16 protein-coding genes and 1 pseudogene are annotated in these 15,781 nt (G+C 60.8%); 16 read left to right on the forward strand and 1 reads right to left on the reverse strand.

Translation table 11 applies throughout. The features are described 5' to 3' along the window. Both IQK56_RS24215 and IQK56_RS24220 read left to right on the forward strand, forming a co-directional pair. The coding region (locus IQK56_RS24215) for a cytosine permease (protein WP_193901856.1) at positions 1-358 on the forward strand (358 nt) is incomplete at its 5' end. Next, positions 355-1,170: a nitrilase-related carbon-nitrogen hydrolase gene (locus IQK56_RS24220; protein WP_150760225.1), complete on the forward strand. Its 816-nt coding sequence runs from the start codon at positions 355-357 to the stop codon at positions 1,168-1,170. The genes IQK56_RS24215 and IQK56_RS24220, both read left to right, overlap by 4 nt. A 3-nt stretch (positions 1,171-1,173) precedes the next feature. Here the strand turns inward: IQK56_RS24220 and gbcB are convergent, their stop codons facing one another. Then, positions 1,174-2,274 (reverse strand): glycine-betaine demethylase subunit GbcB, encoded by a 1,101-nt coding sequence (gbcB, locus tag IQK56_RS24225; protein WP_017738440.1) that lies wholly within the window; start codon positions 2,272-2,274, stop codon positions 1,174-1,176. 282 nt (positions 2,275-2,556) lie between these two features. Here gbcB and gbcA point away from each other — a divergent pair. The 14 genes and pseudogenes from gbcA to IQK56_RS24295 form a co-directional block, all read left to right on the forward strand. Next, positions 2,557-3,834: pseudogene (gbcA, locus tag IQK56_RS24230) on the forward strand (glycine-betaine demethylase subunit GbcA); the annotation flags it as partial. Positions 3,835-4,670: 836 nt separating this feature from the next. Then, positions 4,671-5,165 (forward strand): type II secretion system protein, encoded by a 495-nt coding sequence (locus IQK56_RS24235; protein ID WP_193863962.1) that lies wholly within the window; start codon positions 4,671-4,673, stop codon positions 5,163-5,165. Further along, on the forward strand, positions 5,140-5,520 hold the full coding sequence (locus IQK56_RS24240; RefSeq protein ID WP_193863961.1) for a type II secretion system protein: 381 nt from the start codon (positions 5,140-5,142) through the stop codon (positions 5,518-5,520). Before IQK56_RS24235 ends, IQK56_RS24240 begins: the two co-directional genes overlap by 26 nt. Then, positions 5,507-6,004, forward strand: coding sequence for a pilus assembly FimT family protein (locus IQK56_RS24245; RefSeq protein WP_246500280.1), 498 nt, complete (start codon positions 5,507-5,509; stop codon positions 6,002-6,004). The genes IQK56_RS24240 and IQK56_RS24245 overlap by 14 nt, the downstream gene beginning before the upstream one ends. Before the next feature lie 81 nt (positions 6,005-6,085). Then, complete coding sequence (locus IQK56_RS24250) at positions 6,086-7,606, forward strand: lytic polysaccharide monooxygenase (RefSeq protein ID WP_193863959.1); 1,521 nt, start codon at positions 6,086-6,088, stop codon at positions 7,604-7,606. Positions 7,607-7,823: 217 nt separating this feature from the next. After that, entirely contained in the window at positions 7,824-8,255 is a 432-nt protein-coding gene (gene gspG, locus IQK56_RS24255) for a type II secretion system major pseudopilin GspG (protein WP_193863958.1), read from the forward strand. Between the two features lie 6 nt (positions 8,256-8,261). After that, positions 8,262-8,726 (forward strand): transglycosylase SLT domain-containing protein, encoded by a 465-nt coding sequence (locus IQK56_RS24260; protein ID WP_122305828.1) that lies wholly within the window; start codon positions 8,262-8,264, stop codon positions 8,724-8,726. Beyond that, positions 8,723-9,907: a type II secretion system F family protein gene (locus IQK56_RS24265; protein WP_193863957.1), complete on the forward strand. Its 1,185-nt coding sequence runs from the start codon at positions 8,723-8,725 to the stop codon at positions 9,905-9,907. The genes IQK56_RS24260 and IQK56_RS24265 overlap by 4 nt, the downstream gene beginning before the upstream one ends. A gap of 4 nt (positions 9,908-9,911) precedes the next feature. Further along, positions 9,912-11,549, forward strand: coding sequence for a GspE/PulE family protein (locus tag IQK56_RS24270; RefSeq protein WP_193863956.1), 1,638 nt, complete (start codon positions 9,912-9,914; stop codon positions 11,547-11,549). Continuing rightward, positions 11,530-12,255: a hypothetical protein gene (locus IQK56_RS24275; RefSeq protein ID WP_341869540.1), complete on the forward strand. Its 726-nt coding sequence runs from the start codon at positions 11,530-11,532 to the stop codon at positions 12,253-12,255. Before IQK56_RS24270 ends, IQK56_RS24275 begins: the two co-directional genes overlap by 20 nt. Beyond that, entirely contained in the window at positions 12,252-12,806 is a 555-nt protein-coding gene (locus IQK56_RS24280) for a hypothetical protein (RefSeq protein WP_193863955.1), read from the forward strand. Before IQK56_RS24275 ends, IQK56_RS24280 begins: the two co-directional genes overlap by 4 nt. Beyond that, positions 12,757-13,347 (forward strand): hypothetical protein, encoded by a 591-nt coding sequence (locus IQK56_RS24285; RefSeq protein ID WP_246500281.1) that lies wholly within the window; start codon positions 12,757-12,759, stop codon positions 13,345-13,347. Before IQK56_RS24280 ends, IQK56_RS24285 begins: the two co-directional genes overlap by 50 nt. Beyond that, positions 13,344-13,835, forward strand: a complete 492-nt coding sequence (locus IQK56_RS24290; RefSeq protein ID WP_193863954.1) for a hypothetical protein — start codon at positions 13,344-13,346, stop codon at positions 13,833-13,835. Before IQK56_RS24285 ends, IQK56_RS24290 begins: the two co-directional genes overlap by 4 nt. Positions 13,836-13,847: 12 nt before the next feature. After that, positions 13,848-15,761 carry a secretin N-terminal domain-containing protein gene (locus IQK56_RS24295; RefSeq protein ID WP_193863953.1) on the forward strand — a complete coding sequence of 638 codons (1,914 nt, stop codon included), beginning with the start codon at positions 13,848-13,850 and terminating at the stop codon, positions 15,759-15,761. Positions 15,762-15,781 lie beyond the last annotated feature (20 nt).

The following is a 15,781-nucleotide window of genomic DNA, read 5'->3' on the forward strand; positions in this document are numbered from 1 at the left end:
CTTGATGCTGTATTTCCTGGTGCCCTGGACGGCCGTCAACCTAGCAGACTTCTACGTCGTACGAAAAGGGCGCTACGCCATCAGCGATATTTTCAATCCCGCTGGCATCTATGGTCGCTGGTCGAGTGCCGGGTTGGTCGCGTATTTCCTCGGCCTGGCGGCTATGATTCCGTTTATGTCGCTGGGTTTTTATCAAGGCGCGATCAGCCTGATGCTGGACGGCGCCGATATCGCGTTCGTCATCGGCCTGGCGGTCTCGGCATTTGTTTACTGTGCGATGAGCCGCCAACTCGACCACGCCGCCGAATCGCGCGCTGTGCACGCCAGCGAGCGCGCATTGGAAGGAGACTTGTCGTGAAACCGCTACGCGTCGTTTGCCATCAACTGGCGCCGCATATCGGCGATGCCGACTACAACCGGGCGCTGACCGAGCGCGCGATTCGCAGTGCGGCCAGCCTCGACGCCCAGGTGGTCGTCCTGCCGGAGCTGATCCAGAGCGGCTACGCCTTCTTCGATCAAGACGAAGCCTACCGTGTCTCGGAGACGCTCGACGGCCCGACCTTGAACCTGTGGAAAAACCTGGCGCGCGAGCTGGGAATCATCATCGTAGCGGGGTTCTGCGAGCGCCTGAGCGCGCCACACGTCGCCAACAGTGCAGCGCTGGTCGAACCCACGGGGCGCCTGACGGTGTATCGCAAGGCGCACCTGTGGGACCGCGAGAAACTGATCTTTACCCCCGGTGATGCACCACCTCCGGTGGTCGACACCGCCGTCGGGCGGATCGCCGTAATGATCTGCTACGACCTGGAATTGCCCGAGTGGGTGCGCCTGCCCGCGCTGGCGCAAGCCGACTTGCTCTGCGTCCCGGTGAACTGGCCCGACGGCCCACGCCCCGCCGGTGAAAGGCCGGCAGAGATCGTGCGGGTCCAGGCCAATGCGGCAGTCAACCGCATGTTCATCGCCGCGTGCGACCGCTATGGTGAGGAGCATAGGGTCAACTGGGTGGGCGGTTCGGTGATCGTCGACGCTGACGGCTACCCGCTGGCCGGCGCAGCCTCCCGCCCGGAGGAACAACAGTTGGTCGCTGATCTGCCCCTGGCGCAGGCCCGGGACAAGTCAATCAGCGGCCACAATCACGTTCATCATGACCGTCGGCCTGGGCTGTATTGAGCATCAGAACTCGATACGCACATCACCCTTCGGCACGCTGCAGCACGACAGGATGTAACCCTCGGCTTCGTCTTCCTCGGTGATCCCGCCGTTGTGCTCCATCTCCACTTCCCCGCCCAGCTTCATCACCTTGCACGTCCCGCAAATCCCCATGCCGCAGGCTTTCGGGATCAACAGCCCAAGCTTGGCCGCCGCTGCGTGCACGGTTTCGCCAGGGGCCACGCGGATGCTCTTGCCTGAAGCAATGAACTCCACCTGATGCAGGTCGGCCAAATCGACTTCCGGCGCGTCGGCGGCTTGTTCGGCTTGTTCCACTGCATCGGCACGGGCTTCCGGCGGCGTCGCACCGAAGGATTCCTCGTGATAGCGCGCCATGTCGAACCCGGCCACTTCGAGCAGGCGCTTGACCGCATTCATGTACGGCGTCGGGCCGCAGCAGAACACTTCGCGCTCCAGGAAGTCGGGCACCATCAGTTCGAGCATCTTGTGGTTCAGGTAGCCGCGATAACCGGCCCACGGCTCGCCCAGGCCGTGCTTTTCGCAGATCAGGTGCAGGCTGAAGTTGTCGATCCGCGATGCCATGTGCTCCAGCTCGCGGTGGTAGATGATGTCTTTGGGCGAGCGGGCGCTGTGGATAAAGGTCATGTCGACATTGGCGTTGGTGTCGTAGAACCAGCGCGCCATGGACATCACCGGCGTGATCCCCACGCCGCCGCTGAGGTACAGGACTTTCGGGCTTGGGAAGTCGATGGCATTGAACAGCCCGACCGGACCGTGCACCGCCAACTCCTGGCCTTCGTGCAGCGTGTCGTGCAGCCAGTTGGAGACCTTGCCGCCCGGCACGCGTTTGATGGTCACCGAGAAGCTGTACGGCACCGACGGAGAGCTCGAAATGGTGTAGGAGCGCATGATCGGCTGACCTTCGATTTCCAGCTCCAGGGTGACAAACTGCCCCGGCTTGAAAAAGAACAGGATCGGCTGGTCGGCCATGAAGCAAAAGGTGCGCACGTCCCAGGTTTCCTGGATGACTTTGACGCAACGGACGATGTGCCGACCATTGGCCCAGGTCTGGGTAGTGACTGGATTCAGGAAACTGTTGGACATGCTGATTCTCCACGGCCGATGTTCGGCTTTATGGTGGCGATTCTGCGTAACGCGAGAACCACCCATTTACCTATCTGCGACATTCACATACTTATCGCGACCAGCCCCCAACGACAGGGGGTTGCGCGTCGGGATCAGATGGGGCCATGTCGCCCATGGATAAGGATCGTCGCAACGCCGGCCCCACACTCACTCCCAACAACGACGCTTTCTTTACGCCTTGCTGCAAACCTGATTAGCCACTTATCTCGGCCACACAGAATGGCCATGAGGACACACACGATGGACGTCACCGCAACCTTAAGCTTGGGCGATCCGCTGGAACCCGCACGCAAGGCCACCGCGCAAATGCTGCAAGAGCGCGAGCGCACGTTTTCGCTGCCGCAGCCGTTTTACTCTGATGAGCGGCTGTTTGATATCGACATGCAGGAGATCTTCCAGAAAGAGTGGTTGATCGCCGGCATGACCTGCGAGATTCCTGCCAAGGGCAACTACCTGACCCTGCAAATCGGCAAGAACCCGATCATCGTGATCCGTGGCGCCGAAGGCGTGGTGCATGCGTTCCATAACGTCTGCCGCCACCGTGGCTCGCGCCTGTGCACCAGCGACAAGGGCAAGGTCGCCAAGCTTGTGTGTCACTACCACCAATGGACTTACGAACTGGACGGCCGCCTGCTGTTCGCCGGCACCGAGATGGGCGCCGACTTCGACATGAAGCAGTACGGCCTCAAGCCAGTGAACGTGAAGACCGCCGGCGGCTACATCTTCATCAGCCTGGCCGAGAATCCACCGGCCATTGATGACTTCCTGTCGACGCTGAACCATTACATGGAACCGTACGACATGGAGAACACCAAGGTGGCGATTCAAACCACCTTGTTCGAGAAGGCCAACTGGAAACTGGTGCTGGAAAACAACCGCGAGTGCTACCACTGCAATGCATCGCACCCGGAGCTGTTGAAAACCCTGCTGGAATGGGATGACGTCACCGACCCGCGTGCCGACCAGGCCTTCAAGGACCACGTGGCCGCCTCCGCTGCCGCCTGGGATGCCGAGAAGATCCCTTACGCCCACGCCAGCTTCGGCCTGCGTAACCGCATCGTGCGCATGCCGCTGCTCAAAGGCACCGTATCGATGACCCTGGACGGCAAGCAGGGCTGCGCCAAGCTGATGGGCCGCATCAAGAACCCGGACCTGGGCTCGATGCGCATCCTGCACCTGCCGCATTCCTGGAACCACTGCATGGGCGACCACATCATCGTGTTCACCGTGTGGCCGATCAGCGCCCAGGAAACCATGGTCACCACCAAGTGGATCGTGCATAAGGACGCCGTCGAAGGCGTGGACTACGACGTGGAGCGCATGCGCCAGGTGTGGGATGCCACCAACGACCAGGACCGTCGCCTGGCCGAAGAGAACCAGCGCGGGATCAACTCCACCGCTTACCAGCCAGGGCCGTACTCCAAGACTTACGAGTTCGGCGTGGTGAATTTCGTGGACTGGTACAGCGAACGCCTGCTGAGCAACCTGGGGGCGGCCCGGCGCCGTATCTCAAAGGTGTGGCCGCACACGACTGATTGTGGCCATTCAATGTGCGTAGCAGCTGACGAGCCTCGCAGGGGCTCGTCAGTTGCTACGCCCCTTCCACTGATCAAAATTCAACCAAATCCCCCACAGACCTCTCCCACCCTGCCTCTCAGCCTTTGACCAACAACTTATCCACAAAGCCACCCACAGCAATTGTGGGCAACTGCGTTGCCTGCCCAAAATTAACTGAAGAAAATCCGTGACTTATTCAACATGGCAGGTTTCACCAGACATTGATCAATTTATGATCAATACCTTGCAAGCCACGTAATACATGGCTCACAGCGGTACGCAAACACCTTATCCACAGAACCGCCAACAGACTTTGGGGGCAACTCTGGCCGAGCTGTGGAAAACCATCTCAAACCGTCATAAACCGGGGCATCCAGGGTTTTTTCGAAGCAAAAGACGCAAATTGATCAAAATACAACCAACCTTATGAAAGCCTCTGTTTATATGGTCTGTAGCCGAGAGCGAACATCTTATCCACAGAACCGCCAACAGAGTTTGGGGGCAACTCCACGTCGAGCGCAGAGCTTATCCACATCAAAACACCTGTAAAAACCGCCACTTAGCCTGGTTATTTTTCGTACAGCACGCCACAGGCCTTGATTTGCGTGACCTGTGGACAACCACAAACACCTTATCCACAGGCACGTGCACAGCGATTGTGGGTAACCCCCTTTTATCGGCCTACTGTACAAAAAACACTCATATTAAAAGTTCATCTACACTCATTTTTGCAGTTATATCCACTGGCCTGGGTGAGTGCAGAAGTCCTTGGCGCGATAGAGGGAGATAGATCAGTGATGTGGCAGGGTCAGTCCAGCCGTCACTGCGCCAAAGGTTTTACGCTGATTGAATTACTACTGACGCTGGCCTTATTGGCCACGCTTTCGACAGTGGCTTATCCGCTGACGGCGTTGATGAGCAAACGCGACCGGGAACTCGACCTGCAACGCTCGTTGCGGGAAATACGCCGTGCGATCGACTCCTATAAAGAAGCCAGCGACGACGGTCGCATTGAAAAAAGCATCAGCGACAGCGGTTATCCACCCTCACTGCACGTATTAGTCGAGGGGGTCACGGACAAGACCGATCTCAAGGGCAAAAAACTCTTCTTTCTGCGCCGTATTCCCCGCGACCCTGTCTGCGAGTGTGCGCAACTGTCGCCCGCGCAAACCTGGCAACTGCGCAGTTACAAAAGCACCGCTGATAACCCACAAGAGGGAGAAGATGTATTCGACGTTTCGTCCCGCAGCCCTCGGGAGAGCTTGAATGGAACGTTATACAGCCAGTGGTAATCGGGGTTTCACCCTGATCGAGTTGCTGGTGGTCATGGCGATCATCGCCACCCTCATGACCTTGGTAACGCCCCAGTATTTTCGCCAGCACACCAAGGCCCAGGAAACCGTGCTGCGCCATAACTTGTCCTCCATCCGCCAGGCGCTGGACCAGTACCGTGAAGACCACGGCGCCAATCCCGAGTCCCTGAAAGCCCTGGTGGAACGGCGTTATCTGCGCGAAATCCCCATGGACCCACTGACCGGCAAGCGCGACACCTGGCACCTGCAACCTTCCGACGAACAAGGCCTGGGCGACATACGCAGCGGCGCGCCCGGCACCGCAAAAGACGGGAGCGCCTATGCCGACTGGTAGGCAACACCAACACGGCTCGGTGTTCATGGGCATGTTGGTGACCGTGGCAGTGGTGGCCGTGATGCTGATGGAAGCAGGCACCCTGTGGTCCAGCGTGTTGCAGCGCGAACGAGAGTTGGAGTTGCTCGCACGGGGCAATGAGATCCGTCGCGCCATCGGCCTGTATTACGCGCACGGCAGCACCTTCCCCAGATCCCTCGAAGACCTGGTGCTCGACCGCCGCCAACCGACCATCAAGCGCTACCTGCGCAGGGTCTACACCGACCCGCTGACCGGCAACGCCGACTGGGGCGTGGTGCCTGGGCCGGCGAAACCATCATGGGTGTATTCAGCACCGCAGCAGGCACGCCCTTCAAACAAGACAACTTTGCAGCCCTCAATCACAGTTTTACAGGACAAGGCAGTTATCAAGGGTGGGTGTTTCTGTACGGCCCTGGACAGAGTAACCCTGCAACCCGCGTCGCTCCCATGGGAGATCAGCTGACTCATTGATGCATCGCACAAACCACACTGATCGTTCCAGCAGTTCGGAACTTGGTTATCTGAATTGAAGGTGGACTCGAACATGAGAAATTTACCGCTGTACTTTACGTGCTTGATGAAAGGGGTGTTGGCCGCCGTGTTACTGATGCCGGCACTGACATGGGCCCACGGCGCCGTGGATATTCCTGTTTCCCGACAGGTGTATTGCTATAAGCAGCCAGACTTCTGGAACAACCCCAAGGACAAGGGTTGCGCAGCCATCAACGCCGTGAGCGGATCGTATCCGGGGCAGCAATGGAATGAAGTCGCCAAACTGATAAGGGCAGACGAAGGTTACGACTACAACAACCAGGCTGACGTCGAAACACTGATACCTGATGGAAAACTCTGTTCGGCCAACGATCCGCAGAAAGAAGGGCTCAATGCGCTCAGTGCAGACTGGCACAGGACCGATGTGACAACAGCCAATGGCAAACTCTACGTACGCTTGATTGGTACGGCGCCCCATGTACCCAGTTTTGTGAAGATATACCTGAGCAAACCCGGGTATGACCCCTCCAAGGCAGCACTGAAATGGAGTGACGTGGAACTGGTCCACTCGGAACGCCTGACCGTTGCGAAGACCAATTGGGGGAGCACACCACCGGCCATAACAGGGGCAACCGGCTTTTTCGAGTTCAACGTTGCCATTCCCTCCAATCGGACAGGGGATGCCGTACTGTTCATGCGCTGGCAACGAGAGGACTCGGCGGGCGAAGGTTTCTACAACTGCAGCGATATCACTATCGAAGGCCCTTCCATCCCCATACAACTGATCGACCTGGGCCCCTTCATAGACACCGTTATGAACAGGCTCAAACCCGGTGACGCGGTACATTTCCGTATTTTGGACAATACGCCGGCGGCTAAAGAAATCGTTGATATAACCCTGCCCATTACCGCGAGCAATCTGGACCCTAATATCTGGGGTAAACAACTGGCGGATAGCATTGACCCGACGATTGCCAAAGTGGGTGAAAAAGACGGCAGTACCGTCGTGTTTAATCGCACCGATTACAGCGCTAACTCTGTTTTCGCACTGGCCAGGGGTTACTCCAAAGCGATGGCGATTATCCCGGGGGGCGGCCAGACACCGGTCAATCCTACTGCACCCATAGCGCATATTTCCGGGCCGACCACCGTGCAATCGGGCCAACCATTTACCTTCAGCGCCAGACAGTCCGTCGGTTATAACGGTCCATTGAGTTACGTCTGGGTGGTTATTGGGGCGAACCAACCGCTCAACCAAGTCACCGTAAATGGCGTGGCGGCGACCGTCACTCAGCCAACCGTGTACGTCGCTCGTTTGAATGTGCGGGATATGCAAAACGGGAAAAACAGCCAAGCGGAGTTGAACTTCACTGTTACTCCCGCCAGTGACGGTGGGGAATACCCGGCCTATAAAGAAGGCACCGCTTATAAGGCAGGCGATATCGTGACTAACGTCGGCAAAAACTATAAGTGCAAACCCCACCCTTACACTGCCTGGTGTGCAGGCGCTGGATGGGCTTATGCGCCCGGCTCGGGCACGGCATGGGAGCAAGCCTGGGAAGAAGTCAAATAACCCATCGACATACCCACGCCTATTCAGTTAGTGAATAAGCGTAAGCGCCAAACGTTATAGGGCGTCTCACGGCGCCCTATAACGTGCACCGCTACAGTTGAAGATGTACGTGAACTGGCAATGTTCTAACGCAGTTCTACCGGCGGTGCCCGCATGACAACGGGCCGGGAGAGTTATACACAACCGCCCTACCTTGGCACTCCCACAGGGTATTTACATGCGCACACACTCTTTTATCCACAGCCCCCAACGCGGCTTCACGTTGCTGGAGCTGCTGGTCGTCCTGCTGATCATCGCCCTGCTCGCCAGCTATGTCGGCCCCAAGATGTTCGATCGCCTGGAGCTGGCCAAAGTGCAAACGGCCCAGGGCCAGATGAAGTCCCTTGCCGATGCCCTGAACCAGTACCGCCTGGACAACGGCAACTACCCCGACGAAACACTGGGCCTGGCCGCGCTCACCACGCGCCCCGCCAACGTGAACAATTGGCAGGGGCCGTATGTGAAGACTTTGCCGCCAGACCCTTGGAATAACCCCTATCTGTACAAGAACCCCGGCACGCCACCCAACGATGCCGAGATCATTTCCTTGGGCCGCGATGGCAAGGCAGGCGGTGTAAACACCTACGCTGACATCGTGTACGGGCTGTAGAACCTGATGCACACCGTGCCGATCGCCCTGACCCTGCTGTGCCTTTCGGGCATCGTCCAGGCCAACTGCTGGCAGTTGGCAGCCAGTCGTTACCACGTCGATCCGCTTTTGTTGTACGCCATCGCCAAGGTCGAATCCGGACTCAATCCGATGGCGCGCAACGTCAACAGCGATGGCAGCCAGGACATCGGCCTGATGCAGATCAACAGCCGTCACTTGCCGGCGCTGGCCCGGTTCGGCATCACCGAACAGCACCTGCTCACCCAGCCCTGCACCAGTGTGATGGTGGGCGCGTGGATCCTGGCCGGCTTCATTCAGGAAAAAGGCTACAGCTGGCAAGCCGTAGGCGCCTACAACGCCGGGGCCAAGCCGGACCGTGAAGCACGGCGTTCGCGCTACGCCCTTGCCGTGTGGCGCTACTACGGCGAGTTGCTGCAACAACGCCAGCAACTGGCCAGGCAAACCCGATGATCGACATCGACGCACGCATCATCCGCGACGGCCATTTGCAGACCCTGCGTCTGCAAGCCCTCGATTTGCCCCAGGCACGCCAGCAATTACAGGCCGACGGCGCCCAGGTCATTTGGCTGAAGGCGCGCCGCCCGTTCACTCTGCCGAGTCGACGCGCCAGGTTCGCCCTCGGCCTGTTTATCCAGGAACTGGTGGTGCTGCTGGACGCCGGCCTGGTGTTGGTGGAAGCCGTGGAAACCCTGCGCGACAAGGCGCCACCGGGCATCAACCGACAAGTCATGAGCGATCTGCTGGCCTCCATGTACGAAGGCAACGCGCTGTCCAAGGCGATGCAGCTCACGCCGCAGACGTTTCCTTCACTGCTGATCGCCACCGTGGCGTCCTCCGAACACAGCGGCCAATTGGCCGTGGCCCTGCGCCGCTACCATCATTTCGAAGCGCATCTGGAAACCGTCAAAAAGCGCGTGAGCGGCGCCCTGATGTACCCCTTGGTGGTGCTCAGCGTGGGCGCGTTGATCCTGCTGTTTTTGCTGTTCTTCGTGATCCCGCGCTTCGCCTCGGTGTTCGATGCAGTCAGCGACCTGCCAGCCAGCGCACGCTTCATGGTGTGGTGGGGCGCGTTGGTGGATGCGCATGGCATGGCGTTACTGATCGGCCTGGTGCTGGCCATCGCGGCACTGGTGCTTATGTTTCGCAGCGCCGGGTTCAAGCGTCGTGCAGCGGGCCTGTTGTGGAAAATCCCCAGCCTCGGTGCCCAGCGCACGCTGTTTATCCTCGCGCGGTTTTATCGCACCGCCGGCATGCTGCTGACGGGCGGGATGCCGGTGGTCATGGCAGTGGAATTGTCCGGCGCGCTGTTGCCCGTGGAGCGTCAACGCGACCTGCGCCAGGCCCTGACGGATATCCAGGCCGGCCAGCCCCTCTCCACCGCCCTCGCCCGCCATCAACTGACCACCGCCGTCGCCGAACGCCTGTTGCGCGTGGGTGAGCAAAGCGGCGAATTGGCGGCCATGTGCGAACGCATCGCACAGTTTCACGACGAGGCACTTGAGCGGGCCATCGAACTGTTCAGCAAGGTCTTCGAACCGCTGCTGATGTTGGTGGTGGGCGGGTTGATCGGCTTGATCGTTTTCATGCTGTACATGCCGATTTTCGAGCTGGCGGGCTCCATCCAGGGGTAGTGCGATGAGCGAGCAGACACAGCAATGGCAAGCGCTTGCGGCACAACGGGGTATCTCTTTGTCCGACTACCTGCGCGAGGTGCTCGAAAAAGCCCCCGACCAGTTACGCACCGTTGCCCGACCTCTGGGCCTGAGGGCCATTACCCCGGAGCACCTCGGTGAAAACTGGCGTTTCGACCTGCTGGCACTGCCCCAGGCACTGATCCATAACGTGCTGCCTGTGGATAACCATGGCCAGCCGTGCCTGGTGCTGGGCGACCCTTTCACCCTGGCCAGCCGGCAGTGGTTGCAACCCTTGGAGACCTTGCGCCAACTACCCCTGGCTATGAGCCTGCCCGGGGAGGTGATGAAGCAACTGAAAAACGCCGAAGCCAGCCAACGGGTCATGCAACCCTTCGGCAGCGACGACGAACACGCCCGTGTCAGCCAGGCCGCCCAGGAAATCTCCCTGAGCAGCATCGCCCGCGACGACAACCCGGTGGTACGCCTGGTCAACTCCATGTTGTTCGATGCGTTGCAAAGCCGCGCCAGTGATATCCATGTGGAAACCACGCCCCAAGGCCTGGTGATCAAGTACCGCATCGACGGCGTGTTGCAGCAGATGGGCCAGGCCAGCGGCCTGGAGATGGCGGAGCAGGCACTGTCGCGGATCAAGGTGCTGTCGGAGCTGGATATCGGCGAGCGGCGGGTGCCCCAGGATGGGCGTTTCAAGATGAAGATCCAGGGCCGCGAGGTGGATTTTCGCGTGTCGATCATGCCCAGCATCCACGGCGAAGATGCGGTGCTGCGGATTCTCGACAAGTCCCAGCGCGGCGAGGCCCTGAGCCTGGAAACCCTTGGCCTGAGCGCCGGCACCATCACCCGCATCCGGGTGCTGGCCAGCGAGCCCTATGGCATGTTGCTGGTCACCGGCCCCACCGGCAGCGGCAAATCCACCACGCTCTACGCCGCCCTGTCCGAGACCAATACCGGCGAGAAAAAGATCATCACCATCGAAGACCCGGTGGAGTACGAACTGCGCGGCGTGCTGCAAATCCCGGTGAACGACAAGAAGGGCCTGACCTTCGCCCGTGGCCTGCGCTCGATCCTGCGCCACGACCCGGACACGATTCTGGTGGGGGAAATCCGCGACGGCGAAACCGCCGGCATCGCGGTGCAGGCGGCGCTGACCGGGCACCTGGTGCTGTCCTCGGTGCACGCCAACAGCGCGTTCAGTGTGTTGGAGCGCTTTACCTACATGGACGTGGACCCGGCCAGCCTTGTCGAAGCCCTCAATGGGGTGGTTGCCCAGCGCCTGGTGCGGCGCATCTGCCCGGACTGCGGCGTGGACGCCAAACCCGACCCCGACATTGTCCGCCTCGCCCAGTTGCCCGACGCACAGCTCAGACAAGGCCACTACCGCGTGGGCACAGGCTGCGAGGCCTGCCGTCACACCGGCTATCGCGGCCGGCTCGCCCTGGCCGAAGTGCTGACGCTGACCGACAGCATCAAGGAAGGCCTGCTCAACCGCAGCTCGGCCTCCAGCCTGCGTGAACTTGCGCGTGAAACGGGCCACGTGTTTATCCGCGATATCGCCCTGGCTCATGCCGCTCAGGGCGATACCACACTCAAGGAGATCCACCGTGTCATTTCCCTTTATTGAGCATGTGGTGTGGCTGCACAGCACCGGCGCCGAGTGGGCCGCACGCCGGCGCTGGGGCGGTGCACCGGTGTGGCACGCGCAACACAACGGCGAGCCCTTGACCGCCTGTGCCGAGCTGTTGGAGCAGGCGCCGCGTGGCCGCGTGGGGTTCCTGGACCGCGCCACCGTGCTGCTGGGCTTCCCCCATGTGCATTACCTGATGCTGGCGTGGCAACCGGGGTTGTACAGCGCAGACGATTGGCAAGGATTCGCCGAGGCCATGTTCAACCAACACGCAGGCATCGACCCCGAGCTGTGGCAGATACACGTCGCGGACAGCGCCTTCGGTCATGAACGCCTGGCGGTCGCGATGCAACGGGCGCTGCTGCAAGACCTGCGGGAGCTGTTCAAGCTGCGCCGCCTGCCACTGGTGAGCTGTACGCCATTGCTGACGGCGGTGGCGCAGCGGTATTGGCGGCAATTACCGGCCGACTGTGTGCTGGTGGTGCCTGAAACCGAAAGCCTCAGTTGCCTCTATCGACAACAGGGTGTGATCGATCAGGTCTGCGTCATACCGACCCCACCCGGCAGCACCTTGAGCGACAACCTGTTCACCGCCGACCTGCTGGTGGAGCGGCATGCCGCTGCCACCCTGGTCGTCACCAACACCCCGACGGAAAACCGCTTGGGGCCGGTGCACCCTTGGCTTGAGGAGTCGTCGGCATGAAATCCAGGCTTGCGGCTGTCTGGCGGCACCTGCGTGCGCCCCAAGGGCCAGACGTGGACTTCCAACGCGCCAGCGCCACCCACCGGCCATGGGTGGCTGCCCTATGGCTGGTCGCGGCCGCCCTGCTGTTCAACACCTGGCAGCACTGGCAACACATGGAGCAACAGCAACAACAGACCGACGCACTGGAGCAGCACTTCATCCAACTGACCCGCCGCCAGGAGCAGTTGATCCAGGCCGCCATTCGCCTGTCGCCCCAGCAGAAACAACAGCTGTCGACCTTCGCCCAACAAACGGCTACACCCTTCGCCCTGATGGATGCCGTGGCGCAGGCCTGGTCCGGGGACATCGCCCTGACCCGCGTCGAGGTCAACACACAAGCCCAACTGATTCACCTGGACCTGGAGGCCAAAGGGCTGGGCGACGCCTTTCGGTTTGCCGAGCGGCTCAAGGCGCAACCCGGCGTCCAGGTGAACCTGCAACAAAGCGCCCGCAAGGCCAATGACCCGCAACACCCGGTACTGGTCAAACTCAGCGTTGGCGCGGGGTAATGCCGATGGGCGCCCTTACTCGCCACCTGCCGCGCCTGCGCTGGCAATTGACCAGGCTGCAACAGCGACTGGGGTTTTGGGGCCTGCTGGCACTGGGAGTGATGGCGGCGGCGCTGGTGGTCGAGGTGACGGTGATCTACCCAGCGCGCACCAGCGACAACCTGCGCGCCAGGAACTGCAAGCCGGCATCGACGCACAACCTCAGGAGGTGCAAGTCACCGAACCGGCAGTGGTCGAACGCTTACCCAGCGCGCAGGACTTTGCACCCCGACTGGAAACCCTACTGGGCGTGCTCACCCGCCACGGCTTCGCCATCGAACAGACCACCCTGGCCTACTCCACACCGGGCGACAGCGGGCTGCAACGCCTGGACCTGGACATCCCGCTCACCGGCCCCTACACCTTATTGCGCGATGCGCTGGTCGACGTCGCGAATGAGCCAGCCGTGCGTATCGAGCGCGTGACCCTGGAGCGCAAGGACATCACCAGCGCCATGCTGGACATCAACCTCAAGGTCAGTGTGCTGGGGGTAGTGGAATGAAGCTGCCCCTGTATTTGCGCGTGCTTCTGTTACTGACCCTGATCAGTTGCGGCTGGCTGTTCTGGCAGGACAGGCTAGACAGCCCTGCCCCCTCATCGGCACCCGTGGCGACCAAACCGCAGACCCAACCCACGGCGCCTGCGCCTCCACCCGCGCCAACCTCGGCTAAAACGGTCGACCTGTTCCCCGCCCAGACCTGGACGCCCGCGCCGCCACCGATGGCGGTCGACACCGCACCGCCCAAGCCACCGCCGCTGCCCTTCAGGGTGAGCGCGCAGTGGCGCTACGAGAACCAATCGAAAATCGTCGTGCTGAGCGGCAATGGCCACCAGTACACGCTGTGCAACCGTTGCTCGGTGCCGGGGCGCATCGTGCCCGGCAAAATGCTCGACACGCACTACCGACTGGACAAGCTGACCGACACCGCTGTGGTGCTGACCTACATGCCGCTCAAGCATGTCAGCACCTTGCGGCTGGACACTCACTGACGGGGCACGATCATGGCGATACGGACGTGGATGTGCTTGAGCCTGGCCCTGCTCAGCGCGTGCCAGACCCAACGGGCGATCAAGCAGAGCGACGAGTTGCGCCAAAAGGGCGACATCATCCGCTCGGTCGAGGTGCTGCAAGCCGAAGCCAAACAAGCCCCGGACGATGTGCAACTGCGCACCGCCAACTTCAGCAAGCTGGAATTGCTGGTGGCCCAATACAGCCGCGAGGCCAGTGCCGCGCTGCTGCGCGGTGACGACACCGCCGCCATCCGCGCCCTGGAAACCATCCTCAAATACGACCCCAGCAACCTCGGCGCGCGCCAGGAAATCCAGGGCATCCTGGCAATGAAACAACTGCGCCCACAACTGGCGCAGGCCTACGAAATGAAACGCGCCAACCCGGTGGAAGCACTCAACCTGGTGCGCCGGATCATCGCGCAAAAGCCCAACTACCGAGAGGCCCTGGATTTTCGCAATGCCCTGACCCGCGAACTGGTGAGCGCCGATTACCTCAGCGCCGACCTGTCCGAGGCCATGCGCAAACCCCTGAGCCTGGAGTTCAGTGCCCAGAGCCTGACCACGATTTTCGAGACCATCGCACGCCTGTCGGGGGTCAACTTCGTCATCGACAAGGACGTCAACCCCAGCGCCTCGGCGAGCATGACCGCCAGCCGAACCACCGCCGAAGATGCGCTGAACCTGCTGCTGACCACCCAAGGGCTGGACAAGAAAATCCTCAACGCCAACACCATCCTCGTCTACCCCCGCCGTCCGGACAAAGAACGTGAGTACCGCGAGCTGGCCGTACGCACCTTCTACCTCAGCCATGGCGACCCCAAGGTCATCGCCGCCGAGATCAAGCAAGTGCTCAAGCCCAAGGAAGTGCTGGTGGACGAGCGCCTGAATGCAGTGATTGTGCGCGATGGTCTGGACACCCTCAGCGCCGTGGAAAAACTGGTGGAGGCCATCGACATTGCGCAGTCGGAAGTGACCATCGATATCCAGGTGCTGGAGGTCAGCCTGACCGATGAATTGAACCTGGGCATCCAGTACCCGGAGGGCATCGGCTTGTCGGTAGGCAACCTGGCCAACGTGCCGGCCGGGCTCGCAGGTATCCCCATCAGCGCGCTGCGCGGGATCAACGGTGACAACATCCTGCTGGACTCGGGCAGCACGTCGGCGCGCATCAATATGCTGCAACGCAGCGGCAACACCGTGACCCTGGCCAATCCCAGGGTGCGGGTGCGCAACCGCGAAGAAGCCCAGGTGAACATCGGCGACAAGATCCCGGTGGTGACCACCACCACCGCCAACCAGATCACTACCTCGTCGGTGTCCTATCAGGACGTGGGGCTGCAGATCACCGTCAAACCCAATATCAGCCTGAGCGATGAGGTGAATCTGGAGTTGAACGTGGAAATGAGCCATATCACCAAGCGCATTCCCGGCTCGGAAAACGTGCCGGCCACTTTTGAGCTGGGCTCTCGCTCCACCAAGACCCTGCTGACTGCGCGCAACAATGAAACCCAGATTGTCTCCGGGCTGATCCGCACGGCGGAGGTCGACGAAGGCTCAGGGCTGCCATGGCTGAGCCAGATCCCGTGGCTCGGCAAGAAGCTGTTCGGCACCAACCAGAACACCCAGCAGAAAACCGAGATCATCCTGCTGCTGACGCCGAGGATTGAGCGCAACCTGGACCTGCCGATTTCCCAGATCAGCACCTTTCACAGCGGCACCGAGGCGCGCAGCTCTACACAAGGCATGATCCTGCGCGATACCACTGAAAAGATGATCCTCAAGCCGATTGGCGGCGACCCTACACCGATGCTGCCACCGCCGATGCAGCAACCGGATGCCACCTGGCAACCCTTGCCGCCACCGCTGCCGGACCTGGTGCCCAAACCTGCACCAGCCGCCCCTTAATCTCAGAACCTGATGGAGAC

It is taken from the genome of Pseudomonas cyclaminis, assembly GCF_015163715.1.
Classification (GTDB): Bacteria; Pseudomonadota; Gammaproteobacteria; order Pseudomonadales; family Pseudomonadaceae; genus Aquipseudomonas; species Aquipseudomonas cyclaminis.

What these genes read in the sequence shown, in the direction of transcription:
- IQK56_RS24290 (WP_193863954.1), top strand. Translation starts at nt 13,344, where the DNA reads ATGAAGCTGCCCCTGTATTTGCGCGTGCTTCTGTTACTGACCCTGATC.
- IQK56_RS24260 (WP_122305828.1), top strand. Translation starts at nt 8,262, where the DNA reads ATGCACACCGTGCCGATCGCCCTGACCCTGCTGTGCCTTTCGGGCATC.
- IQK56_RS24270 (WP_193863956.1), top strand. Translation starts at nt 9,912, where the DNA reads ATGAGCGAGCAGACACAGCAATGGCAAGCGCTTGCGGCACAACGGGGT.
- IQK56_RS24280 (WP_193863955.1), top strand. Translation starts at nt 12,252, where the DNA reads ATGAAATCCAGGCTTGCGGCTGTCTGGCGGCACCTGCGTGCGCCCCAA.
- IQK56_RS24245 (WP_246500280.1), top strand. Translation starts at nt 5,507, where the DNA reads ATGCCGACTGGTAGGCAACACCAACACGGCTCGGTGTTCATGGGCATG.
- IQK56_RS24285 (WP_246500281.1), top strand. Translation starts at nt 12,757, where the DNA reads ATGACCCGCAACACCCGGTACTGGTCAAACTCAGCGTTGGCGCGGGGT.
- IQK56_RS24295 (WP_193863953.1), top strand. Translation starts at nt 13,848, where the DNA reads ATGGCGATACGGACGTGGATGTGCTTGAGCCTGGCCCTGCTCAGCGCG.
- IQK56_RS24265 (WP_193863957.1), top strand. Translation starts at nt 8,723, where the DNA reads ATGATCGACATCGACGCACGCATCATCCGCGACGGCCATTTGCAGACC.
- IQK56_RS24250 (WP_193863959.1), top strand. Translation starts at nt 6,086, where the DNA reads ATGAGAAATTTACCGCTGTACTTTACGTGCTTGATGAAAGGGGTGTTG.
- IQK56_RS24235 (WP_193863962.1), top strand. Translation starts at nt 4,671, where the DNA reads ATGTGGCAGGGTCAGTCCAGCCGTCACTGCGCCAAAGGTTTTACGCTG.
- IQK56_RS24240 (WP_193863961.1), top strand. Translation starts at nt 5,140, where the DNA reads ATGGAACGTTATACAGCCAGTGGTAATCGGGGTTTCACCCTGATCGAG.
- gbcB (WP_017738440.1), bottom strand. Translation starts at nt 2,274, where the DNA reads ATGTCCAACAGTTTCCTGAATCCAGTCACTACCCAGACCTGGGCCAAT.
- gspG (WP_193863958.1), top strand. Translation starts at nt 7,824, where the DNA reads ATGCGCACACACTCTTTTATCCACAGCCCCCAACGCGGCTTCACGTTG.